We start from the raw sequence: 25,416 nt of genomic DNA, 5'->3' as shown, positions 1-25,416 counted from the left end.
TCGTGGGGTCAGACGTCCCAGTCGGTGGGGACCTGACCCCAGGTGAGCAGGAAGTTGTGGAGAGCTCCCGCGTTCTCGATCGCCGCGGACATCGGGCCCTTGGCGAACTTGATCTGCCCCTTCATCAGCAGGCTTCGGCCTTCTTCCTTACCCGTGGCGGCGGCCTGCCAGGTCTCGAAGTTGCCGTTGATGATCAGCCACAGCTCACTCTCGTCGAACGTCCGTGGGACACGTTCACCAACAAGCTGGAATTGGCGTCATCGGCCGGGACGATGTCGCCTGCCATCTCGAATTCAAAGAGGGCAAGATCGTCTCGTCACGCCAGGATCCTTGAAACCCTCATACATCGGATCGTTGGCATTGACCGCGTCGAGTGCTGCGTCACCAGTCTTGTGAGAAGAGCTTCAGCTTGTCGGTCATCGATCCAATCTCCTTGTCCTTGATGGCCAGCGCGGGAATTACGCTGGTCGTACTGCGCGGATTGTGCGGACCTGCCGTGCCACCGAAGGGAAACGGCGCAGCCCTGGACCCAGGGTTGTGTGGAACACCTAGTTCGTGGTGGTGATTTCGTCGACGAGATGGCGCCACCGACGTCCGTTTTCGCGCGCCCCCTCGGCATAGGCCTCGGGTGCTGTCAGAAATGGGGGACGGGCTGGCCCGGCGTTGATGTAGCCAGCCTCGTCGAAGCGGAGCTTCTCCAGGGTGACGTTGTACTTGGAGAACTCGGGGAAGTTGGTACGGGCGAGGAACGGCTCGTAGGTCCAGTCGATGCGATGGGTCAGTTGTCGCGCCGCATCGAGGTTTCCGGACGCGAGTGCGTCCCGGAGGGCGAGCACGGGCTCCGGGCCGCACAGCGCGCTGCTGCTCCAGCAGCCAAGCGCCTCGTCCGGGTAGAGGGTGCGGGTCGCCAGCCAGTCGCTTTCGAGCGGCAGCAGCCGCATCTTGCCGTCGACCGCGGCGATGTCCACCGCGAACTTCGGGGTGAGCGCAATGTATTTCGCGCCGATGACCTGGGGCAGCGTGGCGAGCTCGGCGTAGACCGATGATGGGATAGGGCCTTTGAATGCTTCAGGGTTGTCGTAGAGCACGATCGACATGTCAGGGAACGTGTCGGCGATATCGCGGTAGAAGGCGGCCATCGTGTCGGCGCCGAGTCCGCCCCACATCGGACGACCGAGGAACACCCCGTGGATCCCGAGGTCTTCCAGGAAGCGGATCCGGTCGACGGTGTCACGGGTGTTCAGTGTGGTCGCCCCGATGAACAGCGGCAGGTCGGGGGCGACCTCGGACACGACTTCGGACACGCGCCGTGTGAATGCCTGCCACTCGGTGAGGGTCAGGGTTGCCATTTCGCCGAGCGTGCCGTTGGTGATGATGCCGTCGACGCCGTCGGCGATCAGCCGCCGGATCATCCGGTCCGTCTCCTCGAGGTCGACCGTGTCGCGCCCGGCGAGCTCCCCCGCGTCGGGGAGCGCCGGGGTCGGCGTGACCGCGACGACGCCGCGCAGGTCATTGACTCCGAACTTCTGTGCCATGCCATCTCCGATGTGAAGGTGTCGTTTCCAATGTCGTCGTTGACGTCCTAACGGTTCGGGACGCGCCCCCTCCACGGTGGCCGTTGAAGCTCAGGAACGGCCGGGCTGGGCAGGAATGATCGCAGCGGACACCAGCCCGACGGCGGGGACCGTCGCCGGGCTGGTGGACGTCCGAACCCGTCACGGCGCGTGGGAGGAGTGACCCACCCACGCGCCGACCCTCACTGCGTGAGACCGGCCATCCGCGTCATACCGCGGACCCCGAGACCGCCGTCGCTGTTGATGATGGTGCCGGTCATCGCCGAGGTCCGCTCCCGGGAGGCGAGAAGCGCGTATGCCCATGAGTGATCCTCAGGCTGGGCGACGATTCCCAGCGGATTGATGCCCTCGATCAAACCCTCGATGTCCGGCACGTCCTTGAGACGTTGGCCCTCGTTGGCCAGAGCAGGGATGCCGCGCAGCTCGGTGATGGTGCCACCTGGTGCCACGCCATTGACGCGCACCTTCGGCGCCAGCTCGTACGCGAGCTCGGTCACGAGGCCGCGTACGGCGAACTTCGACGACACATACAGCGGGCCACCGCCACCGGGGTAGAACGCAGCGTTGGAGAGGGTGAGGATGATGTCACCCTCGTTCTCGATCAGCTCGTCGAGCGCCGCCTTCACGCTGAGCAGGTTGCTCTTGACGTTGACGCCGAAGAGTTGATCGAACGCCTCGCTGATCTTGTCCTTGGGCAGTTGCGGAATCTCGGTGAAGTAGTCGAAAACGCCGACCACGCAGACGAGCGTGGTAAGCGGCCCGAACGCGTCCACGACGTCGGCGACGGCGCGTTCGTTGTCGGCCATCGACGTGGCGTCACCTTCCGTCACCACGACGGAGTCGGCGGGCAGTGCGTTGCGCAGGTCCTTCACCTTCTCCGGGGAGATCTCGAGGATCCCCACTTTTGCGCCCTGTTGCACGTAGAGCTCGACCACAGCACGGCCAATACCCGATCCGCCGCCGGTGACGAGCGCCACCTTGCCGTCCAGGAATCCCAAGGGAATCAGTCCTTTCTGAATAGAGCCGACAGGGGGCTCGCTTTGAGTTCCGAGCCCGGTCCGTAGGGCGTGTCGAGCAGCGCCGAGTACATGTCCGGCGTCTGCCAGGTGAGGCTCTCGAGTTGCAGCGGATCCAGATGGGTCTGGAATCCGAGGCGCGGCGAGGTGATGACGAGACGCTCACCACTGCCCGTGCGGGTGTAGCCGACCTGGATCACCGTGAACTCGTTGGCGATCTGGATTATCGGCTCTCCGCGGTCGTTGTGGATGATGCTCATATAGGCTCCTCCGTCACATGATCAGGGCGAGGTTGTGTGTCATTATCGTGGTCTGATCAAGGAGCACAACACGTTTGGCGAGACGGAAGCCGTCGTCCGCGCGCCGGAGCACGTCCTTACGCTCGCCCGAGAGGACGTCATAGGTAGCAACGTCACCGCGGGTGCGGTAGAGCAGCAGGTTCGAGGTAACCTCGAACTCGTCCTCGCTATCGCCCGGCGCGACTCGAACGTTGGTGACGAAGTGCCGTGAGCGCGACGGCGGGTCCTCCGCCCACGCGTACTCGGTCTCGAGGCGCAGCACGCGCATCTCCATCGAGTCCGCGTCGTCGTCCATGTGGGTCATTCCCTCGACGACGTCGGTCACGGCCTCACGCTCCCGGGTGACCCGCAGGGGCACAATGTAGCTCAGGTCCTCGGCGACGAGGTCCAGCCATTCCCGGTACCTACCGGCGTCGAGCAGCCCGGCCTCCATGTAGAGCCATTCGGTGATCTCACGGACGGTGGTGTCCGAGATCTGTGTCTGCGTACTCATGGCCTACGCCTCCGCTTTCGCTGGGGTCTTGGGGCCGCCCGCCGCCGATGTCTCCACCTTGCCGTTGCCATTGCTGTTGCCGGCGTGCAGCGGTGTGTCCGCGAGCATGAGCTGCATCCAGTATTCGAGGAAGTTGCGCTGATTGGCCTCGGCGTAGTCCAGCGGGTAGGCCTCCCCGGGTCCGGGCCAGTTCGGGTCGGGCTCAAGAACGCCGCGCCCCATCTGGTAGTTGAGCTCGCCTGCCTTGGCGAACTGACCACCCAGAACACGGGTGATACTGCGCCAGTTCTCGGCGTCGTCCTGTTCGAAGGCGCCGGAGATCCCGAAGGTGCGCAGGTAGGCCTTGTAGCTCTCGTCCTTGAACCAGTCGGGCGCATCCTTTTCGACGAGGAAGAACGACATCACCTCCATCTTGTCCGGTCCGAGCGGGTGCCAGAGGCGCAGCGTCAGGAACGGCGTCGGTGGGGAGAGGTGGTCCTTGGCCATCAGGAAGTTGCCGATCGACAGATTCGGGAACACGGTGCCATGGATGAAGGCATTGGGCCGGAAGATCTCGACCTGCTCCGGCGTGAGCCGACGCCCCAACTCCTCGACGATGTTCTCCGGCATGCCCATGAACTCCGGCAGCGGCATACCCGGCGGCGGACCGATGATGCCCAGGCCGTGACCGTGCTCGGTGTGGACGTGCTCTCCGTAGAGTGCGAACTGCGGGTCGGGCGGGGCGAGCCCCAGCTCGACCATCGAGCGGTGGGTCATCATGGTGTGGTAGGCGTCGCCGACGAAGTTGTCTGCGCCGAGCTTCCAGTTCGCGTCGACCACCCACCGCTGCGGGGCGCCGACGACCTGCAGCCCGGCGTCACTGCGGTCCAAAACAATATCGAGGTAGAACTTCATATCGCCGAGGTAGTCCTCCAGCGAATCGGCGTTCGGGTCCAGCGAGCCGAAGATCAGGCCCTTGTAGGTGGCCAGGTTCGGCATCGGCCGCAGGTTCCAGTCGGACTTCTTCAGCTGATTGCCGTACGCGTCCTTGCCGGCCGGCACGCCGACCAGACTTCCCGTGTTGCTGTAGGTCCAGCCGTGGTACGGGCACCGGAAGTGCGAGGCGTTCCCCATCTCCGCGCGGCACACCTGCATACCGCGATGGCGGCAAGCGTTGAGATGCCCGCGGATTTCGCTGTCCTCGTCGCGGCAGACGATGAACTGATCCTCGGAGATGTACCGCACGACGTAATCACCGCGCTCGGGGATCTCACTCTCATGCGCGAGAAAGACCCACGCGTGACCGAAGACCCGCTCGCGCTCGACGTCGTGCACCTCGGGATCGTTGATGATCGAGGCGGGGACGGTCCAGTCGGACTTCACGTCGTGCAAACCCTTCTGAAGGGTCTGCCGGAGTTCGTTGCTCAGCATGCTTTCGGCTTTCTCGAGTCAGACATTCTCTTTCTCCTTCTGGAAGTGCGGGCCTACGAACCCTGAAAGTGGGGGTCTCCGAGGCGATTCGACCCCGCTCAAAGCCATCTACTTGACTGACGTTCTAACATGTTAGTATCTTTGCTCACATCGGTCAACGTAATTTTGTGTCGCAGGTCACCGACGACCGGATTGTGTGTCGTGGGCCACCAACAAGGAGAGCGCAACATGACAACACCCGTCCTTTCACCCGAGTGGATGCAGACATATGGCGAGCTGTGGAACAACACCGAGGCGACACGCCAGGGACTCAAGAAACTGAGCATGGTCATCGAGTACCGACTCGCCGAGGACGAGAGCCGCGCAGGTCAGATCCAGGTAGTCCTCGGCGAGGTCGTCCGGGCGGGCGCCCCGGCTGACGGCGTCAAGCCCGAGTTCGTGCTAACAGCCAATACGGACACCTGGCAGCGCCTCGGCCTGGGCGAACTCCCGGCAGCCAAGGCGATGGTCACCCGCAAGGTCAAATTTCGCGGCCCCATGTCGGTCGCTATGGCGAACCTTCCATCCCTGGAAGCAGCGATGAAGATGATGGGCCAGATCGACGGCACCGACTGGTCGGTGTAACCGGAAAGCCTCGCGCACAAGGGTGAAATGTCCGCCCTGCATCGAGCATCCGACGCCGCCGCGGAACAACAGATGAGGACCGTCCCGGTCGACGCGCGACCGGGACTCCGCACTGGGCTTGGCCACATCATCAGCATTGGACATGTGTGGGTCGTGTACGGACGGCACTCCACTGATGATGCCGAGGGCGCGTTTCCACCCTGCCGCAGCCAGATTGGGACCCATTGAGGCCCTTGATCATTCCAACCTGAAGCGACCGGCGGGCTGCTCGCACCTCTCGTGGCGTAGCGCGTGCCCGTGCTCGTCGGCTGCCCACGTCATTCGTCTTTCCCTGGCGCGCGGTTGGACGCTGCTGCGTCAGGGTGAAAGGCGTGTGGTCCGCGCCAGTACCCAGGGCTCGCATGAACTGTGCCGCACGCAAGCGGGTCGCCGCTCGTCAGCCGGCGACCTTGCCGACGCGTCGTCAGACGGACGCGGCGCGGGGCATACTGGCCGGAATCACTTTGTACTGCTTGGTCGGGCGGTGCAGGCGCGGATCGCGCATCCACAGCGACACACGATCGCGGTGGGCCATCGCGAAGCGGCAGTACGACACGCCCTCTGCCCGACAGGCGATCTCTTGCACATCGATTGGGAGGCCTGTCGCCTCCGAGGCCCAGCCCGCCGCGTATCCCGCCTGGAGATGGCAGGCCCGGCTGCGGTGCCCGTCGTTCAGCGCCTCCCGCGCACTGAACGAGTTGTCCGACTCCCACAGCACGAGGAAGTCCTCGTCGAGCTTGGGCTCCCATAGCAGCAATTGCACGTCTCCGTAGCCCGCCCATGCGAAGTGGAACGGGCCGGTAAGCACGCGATACTGCGGTTCGGTCATGCCGATCTTGCGGTCCGCGAAGAACGCCGTCGCGTGGCTGAGCCCGATGAGACGACCGAACCGGTACATCACCGCGGGTGCCAGCTCGGCACCGAGGATCTCGACCAGCTCGCGCGGCAGGTCGCTGGCCACGACGTGGGTCGGGACCAGGGCGTGTGGAACGCCGGCGAGCGACACCTGGGCAAGGCCCGGGTCGCGCGTGAAGCGCTCCTGGTACTCACACATGTCGTCGAGGGCACGAGCGATCAATGCCGACAGCTGTGTCATGGCTTCTCTCCTCCTCGCCGCGGGGCGGCGGCACCCTCCAGGTAGACGACGAAGCGGTCGCCGCACCGACGGGTGTGCTGCTCTGCGAGGGTCCGCGCACGCTTGGCGGCACGCCGCTCGAGCGCCTCGAAGATGGCTCGATGCTCGGTTCTGGATTCCGTCATCGACTCCCCCATCTGGTCGCCCGTGAACGGAAGCCGCGCAAGCTGATAGCGCAGCAGCGACCACACGCCCTCGACGGTCTGGATGAGCCGCGGCATGCCGCTACCCTCGATGATCTTCAGGTGGAACTCGTAGTTGAGGTCACCGTAGGCCACTTCGTCCCCATGATCAATGGCCGCTTCCATCCGCTCGAGCACGCCACCGAGCTCAGCGAGCTGCTTGGCGCTCATCGCTTTGGCGGCCACCTCGGCGGCGAGGCCCTCGAGCACGCCACGTATCGCGAACAGCTCGGTGACGGTCGTGGAACTCGGCCGAACAACGCGACACCCGACCTGGGGAATGATCTCCACGAGTCCCTCTGACTCCAGTCGCTTGAGGGCCTCGGACACCGGCGTGCGACTGATCTGCAGCTCCTCGGACAGCGCGTAAGTCGAGAGCGTGTCGCCCGGCTGCCAGCGACCGCGGAGGATCTCCGCGGTGAGCTGCTCATACGCTTGACCGCTTCGATTGAGGCGCTGACTGACCATGGGATCCTAGGTGTGCGAAGTGATCGATTCACTCCAGTGTATTGCACCGGTGGACGCATCGCCGATCCGACTAGAATGTTACTACGCTAGCTGGGTACGGTTGATGCCACTGCGGTGTGGTGGATCACCCGAACCCATGCCGACGGCTTGGCCGACACCATGGACGTAACACGCGCCGGAACATCCAGCTCTGCAATGTTTCTTCGAAAGGCCCGGCGCTAGGGGCAACCGAGCCGAGCGTGCGTGGCGGGGTGGGATCCCGCCGAGGCCAGATGATCGAGGGCCTCGCAGGTGATCGACGTCCGCGCAAGGCATCGTGCGCCGCCGGCACCGGCGCACGATGCTTGCCGAGTCCCACCCCTGGTCCGTGGACCAGCCGTGTCCACCAATGGGGAGGTCTGTGACAAACCACCTTCCACTACGTTCAATAGCGCGCTAGCATACTAGTATCAAACATACGGAGGAGGGTTCATGAAGATCCTGATCGCGACGGAAGAGGCACAGGCGGACCCGGCAACCGAGCTATGGGTCTGCGAGGTCTGTGAAGACGTGTACGACCCCCGGCTGGGTGACCCGGACGGTGGCATCCCCCCAGGAACTGCCTTCCAGGACATCCCCGACGACTGGGTCTGTCCGGTCTGCGGGGCGCGCAAGAAGGAATTCCGGAAGCTCAGGCCTGGCGAGGAATACCAGGACGTGAGCGAAGACCTCGTGACGGGAGAGCTGGGATGAACGCTTCCGGCAGCGGCAGCGGCAGCGGCCGCGTCCTCGTCTGCCTCAAGCAGGTACCCGCCCCGGGGGCGGTTTCCTTCGACGAACGCACCAAGCGCATTCGCCGCGATTCCGACGCCGCGATCACCAACCCCGCCGATCTGTGTGCTCTCGGGCACGCGCTGTCGCTTCGCGACGCGCTCGGCTGGGAGGTGGTTGTCGTCACCATGGGGCCACCCGCCGCCCAGGCCACCCTCGTCGACGCACTACGCCGAGGCGCCCACCGCGCCGTCCATCTTCTCGACCGGCGTTTCGCTGGCGCCGACACGCTCGCGACGGCGCGCGCGATCACCCGGGTCGTCGAACGTGAAGCGCCGGACCTCGTCCTCACCGGCCGCTGGACGCTTGATGGCGCCACCGCACAGGTCGGTCCGCAGGTCGCCGAACTGGCCGGGCTGCCGCAACTCACGCAAGTCGTGGCGCTGCACACCGGCGACGACGGTCACATCCGGGCCGAGGTGGAAACCGACGTCGGCACGGAGGACTGGGCCGTCGAGCTGCCGGCGTTGGTGTCGGTCGGACGTGGAATCGAGCCGCCCTGGTTAGTCGCCGCCGCCGACGCCGCGGCCATCGAGACGGTCACCGCCGATGATCTCGGAGGAGGGCCCCGCGACTTCGGGACCCGCGGCTCGCCGACCTTCGTCGTCGAGATCCGTCCCGGCCGCAGCATGCGCTCCACGGAGCACTGCGCCGACGCCCCCGCCGCCGCCAGCATGCTGGCCGCCGCGTTCGCGGCGGCCCACGAGGACCTCTGGCCCGCGACCTACGCTGCCGGTCCGGCATCCCCGCCGCGGGAGGTCTGGGCGGTCGCCGAGCCGCTGCCCGGTGGCGGGCTGCACCCCACCAGCCTCGAGGCCCTCGCCTGCGCCCGCTCGATCGCTGCCGAGCTGCACTCCACGACCGTTGCCGTCCTCCCCGGTGCGCACAGCAGCGACGCGCCGCGCGTCCTGCACGCGCACGGGGCGGACCGGGTGATCGTGCTCGGTGACGCCGGGCTCGCGGAGTATGCCACGGAACCGTTCACGAGCGCCCTCAGTGCGGCGATCACCGCCGGCTCGCCGTTCGCGGTGATCGCCCCGTTCAGTGCCCGGGGGCGCGACTACGCACCGCGCGTCGCGGCCCGGTTGGGTCTCGGGCTCACCGGGGATTTCGTCGCCCTCGAGGTACGCGGCGCGGACACCGACGACCCGGACCTGCTTTGGCTCAAGCCGGCGCTCGCGGGGAACGTGCTCGCACCTGTCATCGCGCACACCACCCCTTCGATGGGCACACTGCGCCCCGGGTCCTTTCCGGTCGCCGCCGTCCGAGACGAGGGCGATCCGCAGGTCGACGTCCTCAAGCCGGCCGCCAAGGTCGCCGACGACCGGTGCACGCCGATCGAGCGGCGCGTCGAGAATCCCGACGCTCCCCATCTGACAGCGGCGCGGGTGGTCATCGGCCTGGGCCCCGGGCTCGATGCGGCAACGCGGCGGGCGGTCGAGCGGTTGGCTCAGGCGACTGGCGGCGCGGTGGCGGCCACCCCAGCGGCGGTGGCCGCGGGCGACGCACCGTGGCAGATCGAGATCGGGCCACTCGCCCGCACGATCGCCCCCTCGATCTATCTGGGCCTGGGGAGACACGACCCCGGGACCCTCCGTGCGGTGACTGGAGCAGGGCAGATCGTCGTGGTAGACCCCGACGGCCAGCTCGACGAACTGTCCGGCCTCGCCGACGCAGTCGTCACCGCGGATATCGAACCGGTACTTGGTGATCTGTTGGAGCTTGTCGCGGCGGTGCACTAATCCCTCCTCCGGATCCGTTTCACCGTCCCGATCGGCGCCGGTGAAACGGATCCGGCAGCATTGCCAGCCACTTGCGCAGCAGCGCATCGATCCGTGCGCCGGTGAGCCGGTCGCAGATTCGCCTGCAGCACGGCAGGATCGTCGACCGCGGTGAACGCATTATCGAGTGCGGTGAACCCGAGCCCGGCCCTCGCGGCCTGACGCTGGGCCCAGTGGTGGCCGTTGATACAGAGTTTGGCGTTGTAGGGGTAGGACGAGCAGAACTTGAGGAAGAACGGGCCGAAGTCGGCGGCGATGCAGTAGAAGTAGTAGTGGTTGAACATGCCGGCGGACTTGACGATCCACGGATAGCTCCGACCGTCGACGTCGCGGCGTTTTCTCGGTGCGGAACAGTGCTGTCTTCTCCTGCGCCCGGCCGATGAACACCACTCCCTCGGGCGCGGTGAACTGCTCTAGTGCGCCGTGCGGAAATTAACTTGACAGTTACCCCTGAACGGGATGTCACTCCGCTTTCACGCCTTGCCGCGGCGAGGACGACCAAATTCCGAAGGCCACCACCGGCCCTGAGTAGATCGTTCAATCCGATGAATTCTCGCGAGTATCGCAGATGGCCCCAGCGGCGACGCGCCGCATGGGCCGAGGTCAACCGCACGCGCAAGCATCGCGACACCGAGGCGGAGCGCCTCATCGAGTTCGCCAGTATGTGGGCACCATACGGCGGTCCGGACGAGGAAGAGATCCTCGTTCACTTCGGAATGTCGCGGCTCCGGTTCATCGAACGTTTGTGGCAGGTCATACCTGATTCCAACTGCGCTCAAGAGGAAATATGCAGTTTAGCGGGCACATACCCCGCACCCCCTGCGAACGGACGATCCTCGTCTCGTTCCGTGAGTCGCTCGGCGGGTCACGTGGACGGAGCGGGCGGCTGGCGATCCGACAGATCCCAGGCAGTTACGCAAACTTGAGCACACGCCTCACATAGGAACGAAATGTGGAACAGTCTTTGTGACAACGACATTCTGGACTTTGCTCTTCTTTGGAAACCGCTTGGTGGGCCTGCTCCGAAGGGATGTCACTGCCGCATTCGCAATCGACATCAACGAGTACGAACGCCGACTAGCAGCAGCTGTCGGGTTCCAAGTGTCCCAACTTCGGAAAGGTGGCACCTCCCGTGAGTTCGTCTACGGGCTGTCTGCGATATCGGCGCTTGATCGAAATCCACTGCGAGTGGGTGACATATGAGCAACAACATCGTCTAATGGCTCGTATCAGAAGCCAAGTCCGTCAAGTTACTTATCCCACGGCGCACTAGTGTCGTACGCCATAAATTCGTGCTTTAACTTGATATCCTGAGGTATGCCTCGAACCGGACGCCCGAAGGCGGAGTTGATGTTGACCGATAACGAACGCGAACAGCTCGTTCGATGGTCGCGGCGGGCGAAAACCCCACAATCGTTGGCACTGAGGGCGCGGATCGTGTTGGCTTGCGCAGAGCCAGGGATGACAAATAAGCAAGTTGCGGTAGATCTAGGGATATCCGCCAACACGGTCAACAAATGGCGCGGGCGCTTCGTCGACCGACGCCTCGACGGCTTGGTCGACGAACCTCGACCGGGTCGTCCGCCCTCGATCTTGCTGGACCGGGTCGAAGACGTGGTTACCGCGACACTGGAAACCTCCCCGGCCAATGCGACGCACTGGTCGCGTACCTCGATGGCCAAGCGCACCGGCCTGTCACCGTCGACGATCGGCCGGATCTGGCGCAAGTTCGAACTCAAACCGCATCTGACCGACGGTTTCAAGCTGTCCACGGATCCGCAGTTCGTGGACAAGGTCGTCGATGTCGTTGGCCTTTACCATAATCCGCCCGAGCGTGCCGTCGTCCTGTGCGTGGACGAGAAGAGCCAGATGCAGGCATTGAACCGTTCCCAGCCGGTGTTGCCGATGATGCCCGGCATGCCGGAACGGCGCAGTCATGACTACGCCCGCAGCGGCGTCACCAGTCTGTTCGCGGCGTTCAACATCGCCGACGGCACGGTGATCTCCGAGCTTCATCGACGTCACCGGGCCGTGGAGTTCAAGAAGTTCCTCACCGCGATCGACAAGGCCGTCCCCGACGAGTTGGACGTGCATCTCGTCTGCGACAACCTGGCCACCCACAAGACGCCTGCAGTGGGCGACTGGTTGGCAAAGCACCCACGTTTTCACGTCCACTTCACCCCGACCGGGTCCTCCTGGATCAATCAGGTCGAGCGATGGTTCGCATTCCTGACCGATCAACTACTCCGCCGTGGAGTACACAAAAGCGTTGTCGCACTGGAGAAAGACGTTCGCAACTGGATCAAGACCTGGAACGACGACCCGAAGCCGTTCGTCTGGCACAAGACCGCCGAGGAGATCCTCGATTCCCTCGCCAAATATATCTCACGAATTTCTGACGCGGGACACTAGGTACTCATGCATCACGTCGTCCTTGCGCTGCCCCTTGGCGAAGTCGACCCACGGGATGTGCCGGGTGTCGGCGAAGCGGTGCACCGCCGCCGAGAAAGCGGTTGGTCCTCGCCAAGGGTGCGGTCGAGGCGATCGGCAACCCCAACTGCCGGTGCACCTAGCCGACCAGACCCTTCGCGTATTGCAGGCCCGGCACGTAGACGTTCGGGTACACCGGTCGATGCACTCGACCTCGAACAGCACGTGTTCGGTGACGCATCGGCGACGCTGCGCGCTACGGTCATGGTGGGCTCCGATGGGTCGGGCGTCCGTAAACCAACCAACCAACCGCTACGACGGTTTCATACACCCAGATAGCCATCACGCTCAGGGGCACCACCCCGACCGGCCGGTGCCCCTGAGCGCAGCCGCCATCACACGACTCGTCGGTCGGGCTGGGGCGAAGCCCTGTTAGACGGCGCCTCTCTGTGTCAAGCCGAACTTGTGGCCCCGGTTGTAGGGTGGAATTTGGTAGGTCCGGGAAGTGACTGGTCCGAAGTGCCGGTGTGCGGGGTGTCAGCCGGCCGCGCAGGACGATAGAGCCGCCCCCGAGTGTCCTCCCGGGCCTGCCGCCAGCTCTGTCGCCGAGTCGCGGAGAAGTTGCCGATAGACGACGTCCGAGAGCCGCCTCTTCAGGCAGCGCAACGCTTCCCTGTGACTCTTTCCGGCGGCGCGTTTTCGTTGGTAATACGCGCGGCCGGGTGTGTCTCTACGGATCTGCGTAATAGCCATGGTGTGCAGGGCGCAGTTCAGTTGGCGGTCTCCGGCGCGGGAAAGACGGTGGCGTACGACGTCCCCCGAAGACGCCTCGATCGGGGCGGTGCCGGTGTAGCTGGCGAACGCGGCGGCCGAACGGAACCGGTGGATCGAACCGACCCGAGCGAGGATCTTGCCCGCGTTCAGCGTTCCGATCCCGCACAACTCGGTCAGGGAGGTGCCGGATACGGCGACCGCTGCCTCGATGTCGCTGGTGGCCTTGGCGATCCGCCGGTCCAGTTGCCGAATCTCACCAACTAGGTCGACCGCGAGGCCGCGCATAGTCTTGCCGGCGAGATCGCGGGGTCGGACTCGGCGCAACATCTCGGCGGCGCGGACGGCGCTCAGGCCACGGGGGGCGCCTGCGGGGATCAGGTGAGTGAGTACGACGTGGAGCCGGTTGACGGTTTGGGTGCGGGTCTTGACCAGGTCATCGCGGTGCTCGACGATCGCCCGCAGCGCGGTGACCGCGGCATCCATTCGGGCGGTGGTCAGTCCGTGCGCGGTGAGCGCTGCGACCCCGACGGACACGGCGTCAGCATCGTCGCTCTTGCGGCCGTGACCGGTGGACAGAAGCCGCACCCGCGCGGCCAGCTTCGCGGGGACATCGACCACGTCCACACCGTCCTCGCTCAAGCGCCTCGTCAGCGGCGCACCCAGGCCGGTTGCGCCCTCGATCGCCCAGTGGGTGTTCGACCACTTCCGGGCGAATCGGCGAAGCGATCGGTAACCGTCGTCGCCGACCGAGACCCGGATGGTGGCTAACGGTCGCAGCGAGGCGTCGACCGCGGCTGCGGTCCACGACGCCTTGTGCGGATCAACAGAGATCATCACCTGTCTTCCGGAATCCTCGAGCACTTGCGCCATCACCAACTCCTCAACTCAGTTTCGATTCGGTAGCGAGGAGGGCACACCAACTTTCGGCTTTGCAGGCCTCTCTTCAGCCACTCCTGCCGTCGGCGCCGGCCGGGGACGCAGGCCGTCTAGGAGCCAACCCCACAGCAGGGTGACAGGTATGAAGCGAGCGACCCCGGTCGGTGCCTAGGAGATCATGGCTGCAGACCGCGATCCCCTGCAGCAATTCAACAAGTTGGTATGGAGGTGATGGCTGGGGCCTCGCGCCACATGTGATCGTGGGTTGCCGACAGGAAGCGGTCCTGGCCGGTAGAGCCACAGATGTGGGGAGGCCCCAGCAATGAATCATTGCGTACGAGTGTTGGGTTGGATGTGCACGCGCGGTCGGTGGTCCCGTGTGGACTCGACGGGGATACCGGCGAGCTGTTCGAGCGGCGGTTGACGCCGGATCGCCACGAAATTCTCGGATGGATATGGGGGTTCGCACACCGCGGCCAGTGTGTGCACCGGCTCGTCAGCGGTGATTTCGGTGAATTGGACGGCCTGCTTGAGTCGGTAGCCGGGAACATACCTGGCAACGTTTCGAGCCATGCGTTCGACGGAGTCGCGGATCCGCTGTTGGGTGTCTTCGCCGAGTCGGTCGGTCAGACACGGTCTCGCATGATCATCTCCGGCTCTGCTGTGTTGAGGACGTGATCGCCTTTCCCCGCTCCGCCCCGCCGACCTCCTCGATCGCGCGGGCGGTGGTTTGCGTGAATTCGTCGATGCTGGCGCGGGTGCCCGGACCTGCACACTCGGAGGCGATCGACGCGACGATTTCGGCGTAGCGGACGGGAGTTCGCTGAGCGATTGCCGCCACGATCGGAGTCGTTGCCTGCCCGCCGCAGGTGACCATGTTGACGTTGTCGGCATCGCGATTCTCATCGAGATTGACCGCAGGGACCACGTAGGGACCGATCGCTGCCGGTGTCAGATCCACCAGCTTCTTCCTGTACCCGGCGAGCCTTTCAGCGTTCGCGATGTGCGCTACAGCTGAGGTGGCGTCGAAGACGATGTCGATGTCTTCGAAGCCGGGCATGCCGATGAGACCGTCGACACCGGCAGCGGTGGTGGGCACTCCGAGACGGGTAGCCCGGCCAGTCCGTCTGATCCGGGGTCGATGCCGACCATCGCTGCCATTTCCAGCGCGTCGGACAGGCGAATGACCTTGATCATCAGGTCGGTGCCGATGTTCCCGGACCCGATGATGGCGACCTCGACCTTAGTCTTGTTCAATTGCTCCCCTCGGAGTCCACAAAACGCAGGCTCACGGTTCCAACGCGACCGCTGAAACTCGCTTCGACGACATCACCGGTGGTGACACGCTGTGCAGCGGTAAAGGAACCGGGAATGACGAGCTGACCCGCACGAAGATTTTCCCCGCGCTCGCCGAAGGGTGTTACCGAGCCATGCCAGGGGCGCGAGCGGGTTGCCGAGTACATCGGTACCCATTCCGGTACCCGGCGGCGCGGCCGTTGATTGTCATCCGTGTGCTTCGCAGGTCGCCAGCTGCTCCACGGTCAGCGGTGTCTGCGGTCCCGTTCCCAGTACCACTGCACCCGAGGACGCATTGTCCGCGATGGTGTCGATGATCGTGATCTTCCGTCGCTGATGCGCGAGTCGATGATCTCGATCCAGGGCAGCACTGCCCCACTACGGTTGCAGCATCCTCGAAGGTGAGGCCCGGGCCCGGGCCCGGGCCCACAAGATCCTCCTTGAGGATGAATGCCACCTCGGGTTCCACACGTGGGGTGATGAATCGGTCCGCGAGAACGCACCCGACCGCACTCGAAGATCATCTCGTCGAGCAGGAATCCGAAGTCCGGCTGGTCGATCCTGAGCTGAGTCAGCCCCACTTTGTGCCCTCGCAGCACGCTGCCCGAGCCGAGCAGGTGAGCGCGCAAGCTGGTCCGGATCCGGTAGGCCCCGTCGATGGTCAGGCCCGGAAAACGTTCGGAGAGTGGAGAGATCGGGATACGCGTGGTTGCGGCAGCGAGGAGATCGCCGGCAGAGCGCCGAGGTCCGCTGGCTGCGCCTGGTCGATGGTGTTCCGGCGTGTCGGCGTCGTCATCATTCGCGCACCGTTCCGGCAGCGACCGTTGTTTCCGTGAGGCCGGCGGTCTTGTGAACGGGTACGGCCGTGGTCACTGCGAAGCCGGCGATGTACTCGGGAATGGGCCGGTAGTACTCGGAGGTCACCGTGTACTGGCCGGCGGCCGCTTTCAGGGCGTTGTGGGCCGCGACCCAGGTGCGCACTTCGTGGGCGGAGTTGCCTGCCGTGGCGGCCATCTCCTTGGCGGTCCACGCATCGAGCTGTTCCAGCTCCCCGGAGGCCAGGATGTCAAGAAGTTGCCGGTCCCACTCCGGGGCGAGGTCCATGATGCCGGCCTCACCCCTGGTGAAGGCCTTGGCGGTGTCGATAACCCGCTGCTGGCGGACCGCTCGCGCCGCGGCGGTGGGATGGCGGCAACCCAGCAACATCTTCCTTTGTTCCCCGGTCGCTGCCTCGAGCCGCGGTACCGGCGGGTCGTGGGACAGACCACCGGACCCGAGGAGCAGAACGTTCCCGTCGAAATTCTTCAGGAATGTGCCCACGGCCTCGCCGAGCAGGCGGATTCGCTTCATGGGCGCGAAAGGTGCCGCCACGGAATTGACGAAGATCGGGATCACCGGCTTCGTCGCGATGCCCCCGAGCAGGATTTCCAAGGGCTGGACTGCACCGTGGTCGACTTCCATCTCGAGGGAGACCGCAATGTCCACGCCCTGGTCCAGCACCGACTGCGCCATCTGCTCGGCAAGCGCCGAGGGCACATCGAGCGGGCCGGCGGAGCTGCCGAAGTCACCCACGCCCGAGGCCTCGAAGCCGATGCAGAACGACGGCATGAGCTTGTAGAAGAACCCGTTGTAGTGATCGGGGGCGAAGGAAACGACGAGGTCGGGGTCGTAGTCTTCGATGAACTGCCGGGCCTGCGCGAAGGCCCTGTCCACCTCGGTGCGGACCTCGGGCGGGGGGCCGTTGAACTCCAGCAGCGGACTGTGTGACGTGCAGACTAGCGCGAGCGTCATTATTGGTTCCCTTCGGTGAACAATATGGTCTTCGCCTCAGCGGGCGGGCCAGCACTCAGCTGGCGAGGGTGAGCGGGCCGGTCGGTTCGAGGCAGAAGCCGGACCAGGCGGCGGAGTATTCGGTGTCGTGCGCTGCGCGCAGTAGGTGTCGGTAGCCGCCGGAGTAGAAAACGAGTGGATCGCCCGGGGTGTCGTCCAAATGGTGGACCTTCCCGATGAAGAGGGTGTGGTCCCCGGCGCGGTGGGCGTCGACCACCTCGACACTGATGCGAGCCAGGGCGCCCCGTACCAGGGGGGCACCGGCGATCTCGTCGAAGCTGAAATCTGGAAGGAGGTCGGGCCGCCCGCTGAAGTGCCGGCTAACGGTTTCCTGGTCGGCACCGAGAAAGCTCACGCCGTAGCGGCCACTGACGAGCAGCATCTCGTGCATCTTCGCCTTGGTGGCAATGGACACCATCGCCAGAGCAGGGTCCAAAGACACCGACATGAATCCGTTGGCGGTCATGGCGTGAATGCCATCGGCGTGTGTGGTACCGATGATCGCCACTCCGGTAGTGAAGCGCCCCATGACATTACGGAAACGCCGGGGGTCCACGGGGGGCGGCGCGTCCGGGCCGGTAGTCGTCGACATCGATGTGCTCATTGCTCCACCTCTCGTACTGAGATCTTAGTATGTCAGCTTAGAGGTGTGTGACCGACCTGACAAGCCCCTCCGTCGAAGGCGTCCGGAAGCTGTTCCAGTCCACCGGCGATCAACGTCGTCGTCGACCGCCGGTAAGTCAGCCCCACGGTCGGCCGCATTCACCTAGGCCAGAGGGCATTTGATGGATCCCTCTGGGCACCATCTGTTCCGTCGCCGCGTTCCGGTTGGACCGCATCATCGAGCGCCTCGAGTAGGATCATTTGAGCCGCATTCTCGCGCGAGATATGGTATTGAAATACTAGAATCTGACAGGGCCAACACTCGTCGGTTTAGCCCATGCAGTGATCGTCGAGAGGCTGGATGTTCCATGACCATGACCGCGTCCGGGAGCAAGACGGACCAGATCTACGACGCCCTCCGCACCCGGCTCATGCAAGGGCATTACCAGTTCGGGGAGGTCCTGAGCACCTACGAACTCGCTCAGGAGTTCGGCGTGAGCCGCCGGCCGGTCATGGACGCTGCGATGCGGCTGGCGTCCGAGGGATTCATTTCCATTATCCCCCAGGTGGGGTGCCGGGTGATCATCCCCGAAGAAGACAGGGTCCGGGAGCATTTTGCCCTGGCCGGAATCCTCGAAGGTGCGGCCGCTAAGCTGGCAGCCCTCAACGCCACCGAGGTGCAACTGGCCGACATCGATGCTGCACTTGGCCGCTGCGCCGGCCCAGCCGAGGCGGACGATGCCGCGGCCTTCGCGGCCGCGAACCGCGACTTCCACTCCGCCGTGCTGGCAGCCAGCGGCAACCAGCGACTGACCGAGCTCGCCAAACACGCCTGGGATCTGAGCGATTTTTACATCCAGAAGAACCGAGTCAGCACGGACCTGCGCAGATCTCAGAGTGAACACTCCGACATTGCAGGGGCGATCTCGCGCCGGGAACCAGGGCTTGCGCGAGAGCTCATGGAAGGGCATCTCTCGCGATTCTGGATGGGCGTTCACATCTAGCCACGCGCCGGTCACGTCCGGCAGGCGACAACAGCGGGTCACCCTCGACAGGGTGTAAGCCCGCGGCCCAGCCGTAGCCTGGCGGCGAAGCGCCATCAGGCTCCGGAGTGCCCGAGAAAGACCGACCCAAGCAGCGTCCCCGCCCCGTGAGGTGAATCCGGCCGAATGGTGCGTGCCCGTCAGGGAAACACCGGGAGGTCGACGGCGACGATCTCTGAGGCGACCGCCGAGATCGTTCCAAGAGCAGAACGCGAGTAGCGCGCACACTGCCCCGTGCGCCGCATCCGCCCGCGCACACCGAGCCCGGGCAGCCGCTCCGCTCTCTGGACCAGCACGTTCGGGGCATCGCTCTGTTGGTCACCGCGCCCACTTGGCGGCCCCGCGCGACACTGCGGCGGAAAAACAGCATCTTGTCATTGAGATCTTAGTATGCCAGCATGTTACGTGTGGTCGCAGTCACTGGTCGGATATCAGTCAGGTACCTGGGATAGGCATCCGGCCGGCGAAATGCACCGGGGCGGCATCAATGCCGCCGACCCGAACCGGCCGGGCCTGGCTGCAACAGGAAGGATTGCCGTGGAAGAGCATGTGAGCATCTGGGGAGACCTCGCGGGTGTCGACCTGGTTCAACGAACGGTCGATGTCAACGGAGTCGCCACTCGGGTCGTGGAGGCCGGGAGCGGAGCGAGCCTGATCCTGGTGCACGGGACGGGCGGGCACCTGGAGGCGTACGCGCGTAACGTGCGGGATCTGGCCAAGGATTTCCATCTAGTCCTGTACGACATGCCGGGGCACGGTTACTCGGACAAGCCCGACCGGCCGTACACCATCGACTATCTCAGCGATCATCTCGTGGCGTTGATGGACGCGCTGTCCATCGACCGGGCCGACCTCTCGGGCGAGTCCCTCGGCGGCTGGGTCGCGGCCTGGACGGCCGCGCACCACCCCACTCGCGTCCGCGGGATGGTCCTCAACACACCCGGGAACATCACCAACAAGCCCGAGGTGATGGCCGGCCTGAAGGAATCGAGCATGAAGGCGGTTCGTGAGGCCAGCCCGCAGACCGTGCGAGCCAGGGTCGAGTGGCTCTTCCACGACACGTCCCTGGTCACCGACGAACTCGTGGGCCTGCGGCTGCGGATCTATTCCCAGTCCGGCTTCGAGACGGCGATGGCCAACATCCTTGCGGTGCAGGACTGGGAGTACCGGCGCCCCTTTGTGTGGTCACCGGCATGGTGTGACCGCATCGTCGCCCCGACCTTGCTGCTGTGGACCGACCACGACCCGACCGCCGCCGTCGAAGAGGCCTCCCTGCTCGAAACACTCATCTCGGGAAGTCGCCTGGAGGTCATCGAGGGGGCCGGGCATTGGCCGCAGTGGGAGAAACCGGACGAGTTCAACGAGGCACACATTCGATTCTTGAAAGGAAAGTCATGACCGCACGAAACGGCGAAGCATACCTCGAGAGGTTGCGCACGCACAGTCCCGAGTTGTGGGTGGGATCGGAGAAGATCGTCGATGTCGTCGGGCACCCGGCCACGGCCGGTGCCGCCACCGAGATCGCCCGCCTGTACGACCTCCAGTGCGAGGACGGCAACGAGGACATGCTCTTCGAACCCGCCGACGGCGAGGGCCCGGTCGGAGTGCAGTTCCTCGAGCCGCGCTCCCGCGAGGACCTGGAGCAACGACACGCCATGCACAAGAAGTGGGCGGATTCCACCCTGGGCATGATGGGTCGCACCACGGATTTCGTGAGCGCCATGCTGATGGCCTGGAACGCTAATGCCGACTTCTTCGGCGACAACGCCGATAAGGTACGCGACTACTTCCGGCACGTGCGGGACAACGATCTGTTCCTGTCCCACGCGATCGCGGACCCGCCCGTGGACCGGTCCAAGCCCGCGTCACAGCAGCCCGACCCCTACACCTATCTCGGGGTCAAGGAGCAGACCGCGGAGGGCCTGATCGTCAGCGGCGCAAAGATGCTGGCGACGGCCGCACCCTACTCCGACGAGATCCTCGTCTGGCCGTTCTCGCTGCGCAAGTTCGCCCCGGAGGAGAAGCCCTACGCCATCGCCTTCGCCATCCCGACCGACGCGCCCGGCGTGCGGCTGATCTGCCGGGAGCCGTTCGGCGGCGGCAACGCGTTCGACCAGCCGCTGTCGAGCCGGTTCGACGAGATGGACGCGGTGGTCGTCTTCGACGACGTGCTCGTGCCCTGGGACCGGGTCTTCATCAACCAGGACTACGAGCGGGTCAACCGGATCTGGGAGATCAACTCCAACGCTTTCACCGGAGCCCAGACCTCGGTCCGCCTGATGGCGAAGCTGCAGTTCGTCGCCGGGCTGGCGAAGCGGGCCACCGAGGTCGTCAAGACCGACCAGTTCCCGCAGGTCCGGGATGCCCTCGGGGAGATCAGCACCTACATCGAACTGACAAGGGCCGCGATCCTCGCATCCGAGGCCGGCGCCACGCCCAACCAGGACGGTGTCCTCTTCCCCGACCTCCGGCCGCTGTACGCCATCCGCAACTCCGGAAACCGCTGGTATCCACGGGTGCGCGAGATTCTCCAGCAAATCCTCGCCGGCGGACTGCTCTATCAGCCAGCCGACGTCAGTGCGTTCGACTCCCCCATCGCGTCGGACCTGGCCAAGTTCTACCGCGGCCCCGACAACAGCAGCGTCGACCGCATTTCCATCTACAAGGTGGCAGCGGAGCTGGCGGTCTCCGCCTTCGGCGGACGCCATGAACTCTATGAACGCTTCTACGCCGGCGATCCGATGTTCCTGCGCATCAACACCCAGTTCAACCAGTACGACTGGACGGAACCGCTGGGACTGATCGACGGCCTGCTGGCCACCTCGGCCGAACACGCACGGACCGCCGGCTCCGCAGAGCCGGACCGCACCGAGGGGGGCGCCGCAGCATGACCGTCACGGGCAAGCGGGCGCTGGTGACCGCCGGGTCGAGCGGGATCGGTGCCGCCGTCGCGGCATCACTGCGGGCGGGCGGCGCGGAAGTCTTCATCACCGGAACCCGACCGCACACGGCCGACGTCGCCCGGGACCTCGGGGCTGCGGGCTGGGCGATCGCGGACTTCACCATGCCCGGCGCCGCCACCGGCGCGGTCCGGTCTGCCCTCGACACTCTCGGCGGTGTGGACATCCTCGTCTCCAACACCGGCGGCTCGCGGGCCGCTCCGGCCACCGAACTCGCACAAGCGGACTGGGAGTCGGCCTACCGGTTGATCCTCGACAGTGCCATCTCGCTGACCAACGCGGTCCTGCCGGGCATGTTGGCCTTGGAGTGGGGTCGGTTGATCTACCTCACCTCGGTCGGTGTGGTGCGGCCACTGCCCCGCCTGCACACGTCCAACGTGATGCGTGCCGGCGTGGCGGCGCTGGCTCGCTCCCTCGCGGGTGAGGTTGCGCCGAACGGGATCACTACCCACGTCATCGCCCCGGCGCACGTCGATACCACGCGGCGGAGGGCATTGGTGGCGGCGGCCGCCACGTCGGCGGGTACCTCAGTGGAGGAAACGGAGCGGCGGCAGCTCGCCGCCGAGCTCCCCGTCGGCCGCTGGGGGCGTCCGGAGGAGATCGGTGAGCTCGTGGCCTATCTCTGCTCGGAGCGCGCCAGCTTCCAGACCGGGTCGACGCACGTCGTCGATGGCGGAATGACCTCGATCTAAGGCGGAAAGAATGACGAATTTCGACGTGTGGATGGAAAAGCTGCACGACATGAAGGATTTCGACCCGGAGCGTTCGCTGCCGGACGGCCTGGTCACCGGCCCGGACAGCGCGCGCTGGCTCGAGGAGGAGATCACCGGCAACCCCAGCCGGGTCGGGGTACTCGCGGATGTGCCGACGAAGTCCATGGAGTTCTACCTCCAGGAGATTCCGGCCGGAACCGCGACCGACCTTCAGCGGCACTTGCACGAATCCGTGCACTGCGTCGTTGACGGCAGCGGCTACTCCGAGATCGGCGGGAAGACCCTGCGCTGGACGGCAGGGGACTTCGTCTACACCCCGCCCTGGGTCTGGCACCGGCACTACAACGACGGAACGACGAACGTCCGAATGATCCTCGTAGAGAACTCGCGGATGCTCGACAGCCTCGGCATCAACCGGCGGGAGAGCGCCGGAAACATCCCCTACCACGACAACATTGACAGGAGTTGATCCAATCATGGGAATCTCACAGGTGTCCCACGCCGAACTCGCCGTAGGCGACCTCGAAGTAGCTGTCGGCCTTCACGTCGACGTGCTCGGTATGAAGGAACTCGGCCGGTCCGGCGGTTCCGTCCGCCTCACCGCGGGCGTCGACGAAAGGTGCGACCTGGTACTGACCTCGGGTGGCACCGGCGTTCGCCGGTTCGCGCTGAGGGTGGACTCGCGCGACGACCTCGAGTACTACGGCAAACGCCTCGCCAACGCCGGCGTCGAGAACAGCATCCGCAGCGACGAGGATCCCGGCGTGAGCCAGTCCTTGCAGTTCCAGACGCCGACCGGCCACGTGATGGAGCTGTCACTGCTCACCGACGCTGAGGGGCCGCAGTACATTCATCCGGCGCGAGCCGCCCATCGCGGTGGGATCCGGGCACTGGACTTCGACCACATCACGCTCCAGGCGCAGGACCCGGAACCGTTGGTCGACTTCATGGTCGACATCTTGGACTTCCAGATCTCCGACATCTTCGCTCCCGCACCCGGCGTGATGGGTGCTGCCTGGCTCCGCGCCAGCGACCTGCACCACGACGTGGCGATCATCTCCACACCCGAGCCCGGAAAGTCGCTGCACCACTACGCCCTGGGAATGGAGTCCTTCGACCACCTCAAGGTGGCCGCTGACGAACTCGCACGACACGGTGTGCCGATCGAGACCGGACCCGGCCGTCACGGTGTGGGCGCCAACCTCTACACATATTTCTGGGTCGCGGGTAACCGTTACGAACTGTCCGCCGAAATGCCCCGGGTGCGCCCCGGTGCGCCCGGAATGTGGGACAACTTCCCGAAGGCGTTCAGCCCCTGGGGCCTGACCCCACCCGAGTCGTTCGGACACGCCTCCTAGGGAACCGGTGCCGCCGTTGACCTTCCCCTCAGCGGCGGCACCGCCACCAATGCCTTATACAGGTCGATCAATGCATCAAGGGGCGGATCCCGATCCGCCCGTTCCAAAGGTGGGGAGACCCGCGAGCTGGCTGACATCTCGATCGAAGGGCGTGCCGGATCCACCGGCGTTCGTTGTCGAATCCGAGCAGCATCTGCGTGACTGCCGCCGACACGCCGAACGCAGGCCGGGTCCGCATCGACCAGCATCGCGCGCACCGCGTTCACCGCCCGCAGCCGTGAGGTGTCCAATCTTGTACTGGAGGTAGTGGCCCGTATAGACCTTGCCCGCGCGAATGCGTTCCATCTGCTCCGGCGACGTCGCCCGCGTCCGGACGAGAAAATGGAGCTCTCTGATGTCCTGCTCGCCCAGAGGCACTCGAGGAGGGCCGATTCGTCCGCAGGCTCACGCTACGGTGTCCCTCACTTGTTCCCTGACGAAGGAATGTCCTGTGTCCGAGCGCTCTGCTGCCACCGAGGGCGAAGTTGTCGGTATGGCCGCAGCACGCGCCGCCCGCACCCGCGCATTGCTCTCGCCGGCACCTGATCGCCCTCACCGCCCGCACACCCCCTGTTGCCGGGCATCGAGGAGCGGGCGTTCCTCGACATCGACTCGCTGCTGCGCCCGGTCTACGGACACGCCAAAGAGGGTGCAAGCTACGGGCGCGCCAAGGTCTCCGGCCGCACCTTGCTGCGGAAAGGCCTGAACCCGCTGGTCACGACGCTGTCCACCGCGCATGCGGCCCCGGTGGTCGCGGAGATGCGGCTGCGGGCCGGCAAGACCGGCTCCGGCCGCGGCGCCGCCTCCCAGCTGCGGTCGGCGATCACCACCGCCCGTGCCTGCGGAGCGACGGGCAAGATCATGGCCCGCGGTGACTCCGCGTTCGCCCAACAAGGCCGTCATCGGGGCGGCGATCGCCGCCGGCATCGAGTTCGCCCTGACCATGACCCGTAACCCGCGCATCACCCGCGCCATCGCCAGCATCGACGAGCAGGAGTGGATCCCCGTGCGCTATCCCGGCTCGGTCACCGATCCCGACACCGGGAAGCTGATCTCCGACGCCGAGGTCGCCGAGGTCGAGTACACCGCATTCTCCAGCCGCCACCAGGTCACCGCCCGCCTGATCGTGCGCCGGATCAAGGACGCAAACTATCCCGACGCGCTTGCCCCGTCTGGCGGTACCACCCCTTCTTCACCAATTCCGACCTGCCGACCGTCGACGCCGACCTCACCCACCGCAAGCACGCGATCGTGCAAACGGTGTTCGCGGACTTGATCGACGGACCACTCGCCCACATCCCTTCGGGACGGTTTCCGGCGAACTGCGCCTGGGTGCTCTGCGCGGCGATCGCGCACAACCTGCTGCACCCTCGCCGGTACCCTCGCCGGCGGCAACCATGCCATCGCCCGCGGTGCCACGCTGCGCCGACACCTGGTCAACGTCCCCGCCCGGTTCGCCCGGCCCGCCGGTAAACCCGTCCTGCACCTGCCCGCTCACTGGCCGTGGCAGAAGCAGTGGAACACCCTGTGGTGCTGGGTTATCGGCTCCGCGCTTGGGCCACCACAACTGGCCTGACCGATCCCGTTCGCCATCCGGCCCGACCCCGAGGACTCCCGACAACGTGGATGAGCTGACACCCGGTCAGCGGAAAACCCACGCCCA

General features: G+C 65.4%; 21 protein-coding genes and 3 pseudogenes. 11 read left to right on the top strand and 13 right to left on the bottom strand.

The features are described 5' to 3' along the window. Positions 1–8 precede the first annotated feature (8 nt). From GFS60_RS40550 to GFS60_RS35610, 6 genes and pseudogenes are all read right to left on the bottom strand, one after another. Positions 9–230, bottom strand: a pseudogene (locus GFS60_RS40550) (hypothetical protein); the annotation flags it as partial. 318 nt (positions 231–548) lie between these two features. Beyond that, entirely contained in the window at positions 549–1,535 is a 987-nt protein-coding gene (locus GFS60_RS35630) for a dihydrodipicolinate synthase family protein (RefSeq protein WP_159929241.1), read from the bottom strand. 221 nt (positions 1,536–1,756) lie between these two features. Then, positions 1,757–2,572 carry a 3-(cis-5,6-dihydroxycyclohexa-1,3-dien-1-yl)propanoate dehydrogenase gene (hcaB, locus tag GFS60_RS35625; protein WP_159927764.1) on the bottom strand — a complete coding sequence of 272 codons (816 nt, stop codon included), beginning with the start codon at positions 2,570–2,572 and terminating at the stop codon, positions 1,757–1,759. Between the two features lie 5 nt (positions 2,573–2,577). Continuing rightward, positions 2,578–2,850: a hypothetical protein gene (locus GFS60_RS35620; protein WP_005253629.1), complete on the bottom strand. Its 273-nt coding sequence runs from the start codon at positions 2,848–2,850 to the stop codon at positions 2,578–2,580. Between the two features lie 13 nt (positions 2,851–2,863). Beyond that, positions 2,864–3,382 carry an aromatic-ring-hydroxylating dioxygenase subunit beta gene (locus GFS60_RS35615; protein ID WP_159929239.1) on the bottom strand — a complete coding sequence of 173 codons (519 nt, stop codon included), beginning with the start codon at positions 3,380–3,382 and terminating at the stop codon, positions 2,864–2,866. Positions 3,383–3,385: 3 nt separating this feature from the next. Continuing rightward, positions 3,386–4,792 carry a Rieske 2Fe-2S domain-containing protein gene (locus tag GFS60_RS35610; protein WP_159929237.1) on the bottom strand — a complete coding sequence of 469 codons (1,407 nt, stop codon included), beginning with the start codon at positions 4,790–4,792 and terminating at the stop codon, positions 3,386–3,388. A gap of 228 nt (positions 4,793–5,020) precedes the next feature. Between GFS60_RS35610 and GFS60_RS35605 the strand changes: the two genes are divergently transcribed. Then, positions 5,021–5,416: an SCP2 sterol-binding domain-containing protein gene (locus tag GFS60_RS35605; RefSeq protein WP_005253619.1), complete on the top strand. Its 396-nt coding sequence runs from the start codon at positions 5,021–5,023 to the stop codon at positions 5,414–5,416. A 463-nt stretch (positions 5,417–5,879) separates the two neighbouring features. On the opposite strand, the gene GFS60_RS35600 is transcribed toward GFS60_RS35605, so the two are convergent. Both GFS60_RS35600 and GFS60_RS35595 read right to left on the bottom strand, forming a co-directional pair. After that, positions 5,880–6,551: a V4R domain-containing protein gene (locus tag GFS60_RS35600; RefSeq protein ID WP_159929235.1), complete on the bottom strand. Its 672-nt coding sequence runs from the start codon at positions 6,549–6,551 to the stop codon at positions 5,880–5,882. Beyond that, entirely contained in the window at positions 6,548–7,240 is a 693-nt protein-coding gene (locus GFS60_RS35595; protein ID WP_159929233.1) for a GntR family transcriptional regulator, read from the bottom strand. Before GFS60_RS35595 ends, GFS60_RS35600 begins: the two co-directional genes overlap by 4 nt. Positions 7,241–7,711: 471 nt before the next feature. Here GFS60_RS35595 and GFS60_RS35590 point away from each other — a divergent pair, with 471 nt between their 5' ends. Both GFS60_RS35590 and GFS60_RS35585 read left to right on the top strand, forming a co-directional pair. Beyond that, positions 7,712–7,972, top strand: coding sequence for a rubredoxin (locus tag GFS60_RS35590; protein ID WP_159929231.1), 261 nt, complete (start codon positions 7,712–7,714; stop codon positions 7,970–7,972). Beyond that, the gene (locus GFS60_RS35585) at positions 7,969–9,792 is read left to right on the top strand and encodes an FAD-binding protein (RefSeq protein ID WP_159929229.1); all 1,824 of its coding nucleotides are present in this window, start codon (positions 7,969–7,971) and stop codon (positions 9,790–9,792) included. The genes GFS60_RS35590 and GFS60_RS35585 overlap by 4 nt, the downstream gene beginning before the upstream one ends. Here GFS60_RS35585 and GFS60_RS35580 read toward each other — a convergent pair. After that, complete coding sequence (locus tag GFS60_RS35580) at positions 9,789–10,115, bottom strand: hypothetical protein (protein WP_442972226.1); 327 nt, start codon at positions 10,113–10,115, stop codon at positions 9,789–9,791. The genes GFS60_RS35585 and GFS60_RS35580 overlap by 4 nt on opposite strands. 1,033 nt (positions 10,116–11,148) lie before the next feature. Between GFS60_RS35580 and GFS60_RS35575 the strand changes: the two genes are divergently transcribed. Next, positions 11,149–12,243 (top strand): IS630 family transposase, encoded by a 1,095-nt coding sequence (locus tag GFS60_RS35575; protein ID WP_159929227.1) that lies wholly within the window; start codon positions 11,149–11,151, stop codon positions 12,241–12,243. A gap of 555 nt (positions 12,244–12,798) precedes the next feature. Here the strand turns inward: GFS60_RS35575 and GFS60_RS35570 are convergent. The 4 genes and pseudogenes from GFS60_RS35570 to GFS60_RS35550 all read right to left on the bottom strand — a co-directional run bounded on the left by GFS60_RS35570 (position 12,799) and on the right by GFS60_RS35550 (position 17,566). Further along, positions 12,799–13,905, bottom strand: coding sequence for an IS110 family transposase (locus tag GFS60_RS35570; RefSeq protein WP_159929225.1), 1,107 nt, complete (start codon positions 13,903–13,905; stop codon positions 12,799–12,801). A gap of 483 nt (positions 13,906–14,388) precedes the next feature. Beyond that, a pseudogene (locus GFS60_RS35560) lies at positions 14,389–15,108 on the bottom strand (acetaldehyde dehydrogenase (acetylating)); the annotation flags it as partial. An 894-nt stretch (positions 15,109–16,002) separates the two neighbouring features. After that, positions 16,003–16,998 (bottom strand): 3-carboxyethylcatechol 2,3-dioxygenase, encoded by a 996-nt coding sequence (locus tag GFS60_RS35555; protein ID WP_159929223.1) that lies wholly within the window; start codon positions 16,996–16,998, stop codon positions 16,003–16,005. A 55-nt stretch (positions 16,999–17,053) separates the two neighbouring features. Continuing rightward, on the bottom strand, positions 17,054–17,566 hold the full coding sequence (locus GFS60_RS35550; protein ID WP_159929483.1) for a flavin reductase family protein: 513 nt from the start codon (positions 17,564–17,566) through the stop codon (positions 17,054–17,056). Between the two features lie 442 nt (positions 17,567–18,008). On the opposite strand from GFS60_RS35550, the gene GFS60_RS35545 reads away from it, so the two are divergent. The 7 genes and pseudogenes from GFS60_RS35545 to GFS60_RS35515 form a co-directional block, all read left to right on the top strand. Next, on the top strand, positions 18,009–18,644 hold the full coding sequence (locus tag GFS60_RS35545) for a GntR family transcriptional regulator (RefSeq protein ID WP_054248871.1): 636 nt from the start codon (positions 18,009–18,011) through the stop codon (positions 18,642–18,644). A 576-nt stretch (positions 18,645–19,220) separates the two neighbouring features. Beyond that, positions 19,221–20,081 carry an alpha/beta fold hydrolase gene (locus tag GFS60_RS35540; RefSeq protein ID WP_054248361.1) on the top strand — a complete coding sequence of 287 codons (861 nt, stop codon included), beginning with the start codon at positions 19,221–19,223 and terminating at the stop codon, positions 20,079–20,081. Then, the gene (locus GFS60_RS35535; protein ID WP_054248360.1) at positions 20,078–21,574 is read left to right on the top strand and encodes a 4-hydroxyphenylacetate 3-hydroxylase family protein; all 1,497 of its coding nucleotides are present in this window, start codon (positions 20,078–20,080) and stop codon (positions 21,572–21,574) included. Before GFS60_RS35540 ends, GFS60_RS35535 begins: the two co-directional genes overlap by 4 nt. After that, the gene (locus GFS60_RS35530) at positions 21,571–22,335 is read left to right on the top strand and encodes an SDR family oxidoreductase (RefSeq protein WP_054248359.1); all 765 of its coding nucleotides are present in this window, start codon (positions 21,571–21,573) and stop codon (positions 22,333–22,335) included. The genes GFS60_RS35535 and GFS60_RS35530 overlap by 4 nt, the downstream gene beginning before the upstream one ends. A gap of 10 nt (positions 22,336–22,345) precedes the next feature. Continuing rightward, on the top strand, positions 22,346–22,825 hold the full coding sequence (locus GFS60_RS35525; RefSeq protein ID WP_054248358.1) for a cupin domain-containing protein: 480 nt from the start codon (positions 22,346–22,348) through the stop codon (positions 22,823–22,825). 7 nt (positions 22,826–22,832) lie between these two features. Then, positions 22,833–23,714 carry a VOC family protein gene (locus GFS60_RS35520; protein WP_054248357.1) on the top strand — a complete coding sequence of 294 codons (882 nt, stop codon included), beginning with the start codon at positions 22,833–22,835 and terminating at the stop codon, positions 23,712–23,714. Between the two features lie 609 nt (positions 23,715–24,323). Further along, positions 24,324–25,329, top strand: a pseudogene (locus GFS60_RS35515) (IS1380 family transposase); the annotation flags it as partial. Between the last annotated feature and the right edge of the window lie 87 nt (positions 25,330–25,416).

Origin of the sequence: Rhodococcus sp. WAY2, from assembly GCF_009859915.1 — a bacterium.
Taxonomy (GTDB): Bacteria; Actinomycetota; Actinomycetes; order Mycobacteriales; family Mycobacteriaceae; genus Rhodococcus_F; species Rhodococcus_F oxybenzonivorans.
Note: the sequence above shows the minus strand (reverse complement) of the source record. Positions and strands in the feature narration are given on the sequence as shown.

Coding starts and splice junctions, on each gene's coding strand:
- GFS60_RS35630 (WP_159929241.1), bottom strand. CDS start 1,535: ATGGCACAGAAGTTCGGAGTCAATGACCTGCGCGGCGTCGTCGCGGTC.
- GFS60_RS35620 (WP_005253629.1), bottom strand. CDS start 2,850: ATGAGCATCATCCACAACGACCGCGGAGAGCCGATAATCCAGATCGCC.
- GFS60_RS35615 (WP_159929239.1), bottom strand. CDS start 3,382: ATGAGTACGCAGACACAGATCTCGGACACCACCGTCCGTGAGATCACC.
- GFS60_RS35610 (WP_159929237.1), bottom strand. CDS start 4,792: ATGCTGAGCAACGAACTCCGGCAGACCCTTCAGAAGGGTTTGCACGAC.
- GFS60_RS35605 (WP_005253619.1), top strand. CDS start 5,021: ATGACAACACCCGTCCTTTCACCCGAGTGGATGCAGACATATGGCGAG.
- GFS60_RS35600 (WP_159929235.1), bottom strand. CDS start 6,551: ATGACACAGCTGTCGGCATTGATCGCTCGTGCCCTCGACGACATGTGT.
- GFS60_RS35595 (WP_159929233.1), bottom strand. CDS start 7,240: ATGGTCAGTCAGCGCCTCAATCGAAGCGGTCAAGCGTATGAGCAGCTC.
- GFS60_RS35590 (WP_159929231.1), top strand. CDS start 7,712: ATGAAGATCCTGATCGCGACGGAAGAGGCACAGGCGGACCCGGCAACC.
- GFS60_RS35585 (WP_159929229.1), top strand. CDS start 7,969: ATGAACGCTTCCGGCAGCGGCAGCGGCAGCGGCCGCGTCCTCGTCTGC.
- GFS60_RS35580 (WP_442972226.1), bottom strand. CDS start 10,115: ATGTTCAACCACTACTACTTCTACTGCATCGCCGCCGACTTCGGCCCG.
- GFS60_RS35575 (WP_159929227.1), top strand. CDS start 11,149: ATGCCTCGAACCGGACGCCCGAAGGCGGAGTTGATGTTGACCGATAAC.
- GFS60_RS35570 (WP_159929225.1), bottom strand. CDS start 13,905: ATGGCGCAAGTGCTCGAGGATTCCGGAAGACAGGTGATGATCTCTGTT.
- GFS60_RS35555 (WP_159929223.1), bottom strand. CDS start 16,998: ATGACGCTCGCGCTAGTCTGCACGTCACACAGTCCGCTGCTGGAGTTC.
- GFS60_RS35550 (WP_159929483.1), bottom strand. CDS start 17,566: ATGGGGCGCTTCACTACCGGAGTGGCGATCATCGGTACCACACACGCC.
- GFS60_RS35545 (WP_054248871.1), top strand. CDS start 18,009: ATGACCATGACCGCGTCCGGGAGCAAGACGGACCAGATCTACGACGCC.
- GFS60_RS35535 (WP_054248360.1), top strand. CDS start 20,078: ATGACCGCACGAAACGGCGAAGCATACCTCGAGAGGTTGCGCACGCAC.
- GFS60_RS35530 (WP_054248359.1), top strand. CDS start 21,571: ATGACCGTCACGGGCAAGCGGGCGCTGGTGACCGCCGGGTCGAGCGGG.
- GFS60_RS35525 (WP_054248358.1), top strand. CDS start 22,346: ATGACGAATTTCGACGTGTGGATGGAAAAGCTGCACGACATGAAGGAT.
- GFS60_RS35520 (WP_054248357.1), top strand. CDS start 22,833: ATGGGAATCTCACAGGTGTCCCACGCCGAACTCGCCGTAGGCGACCTC.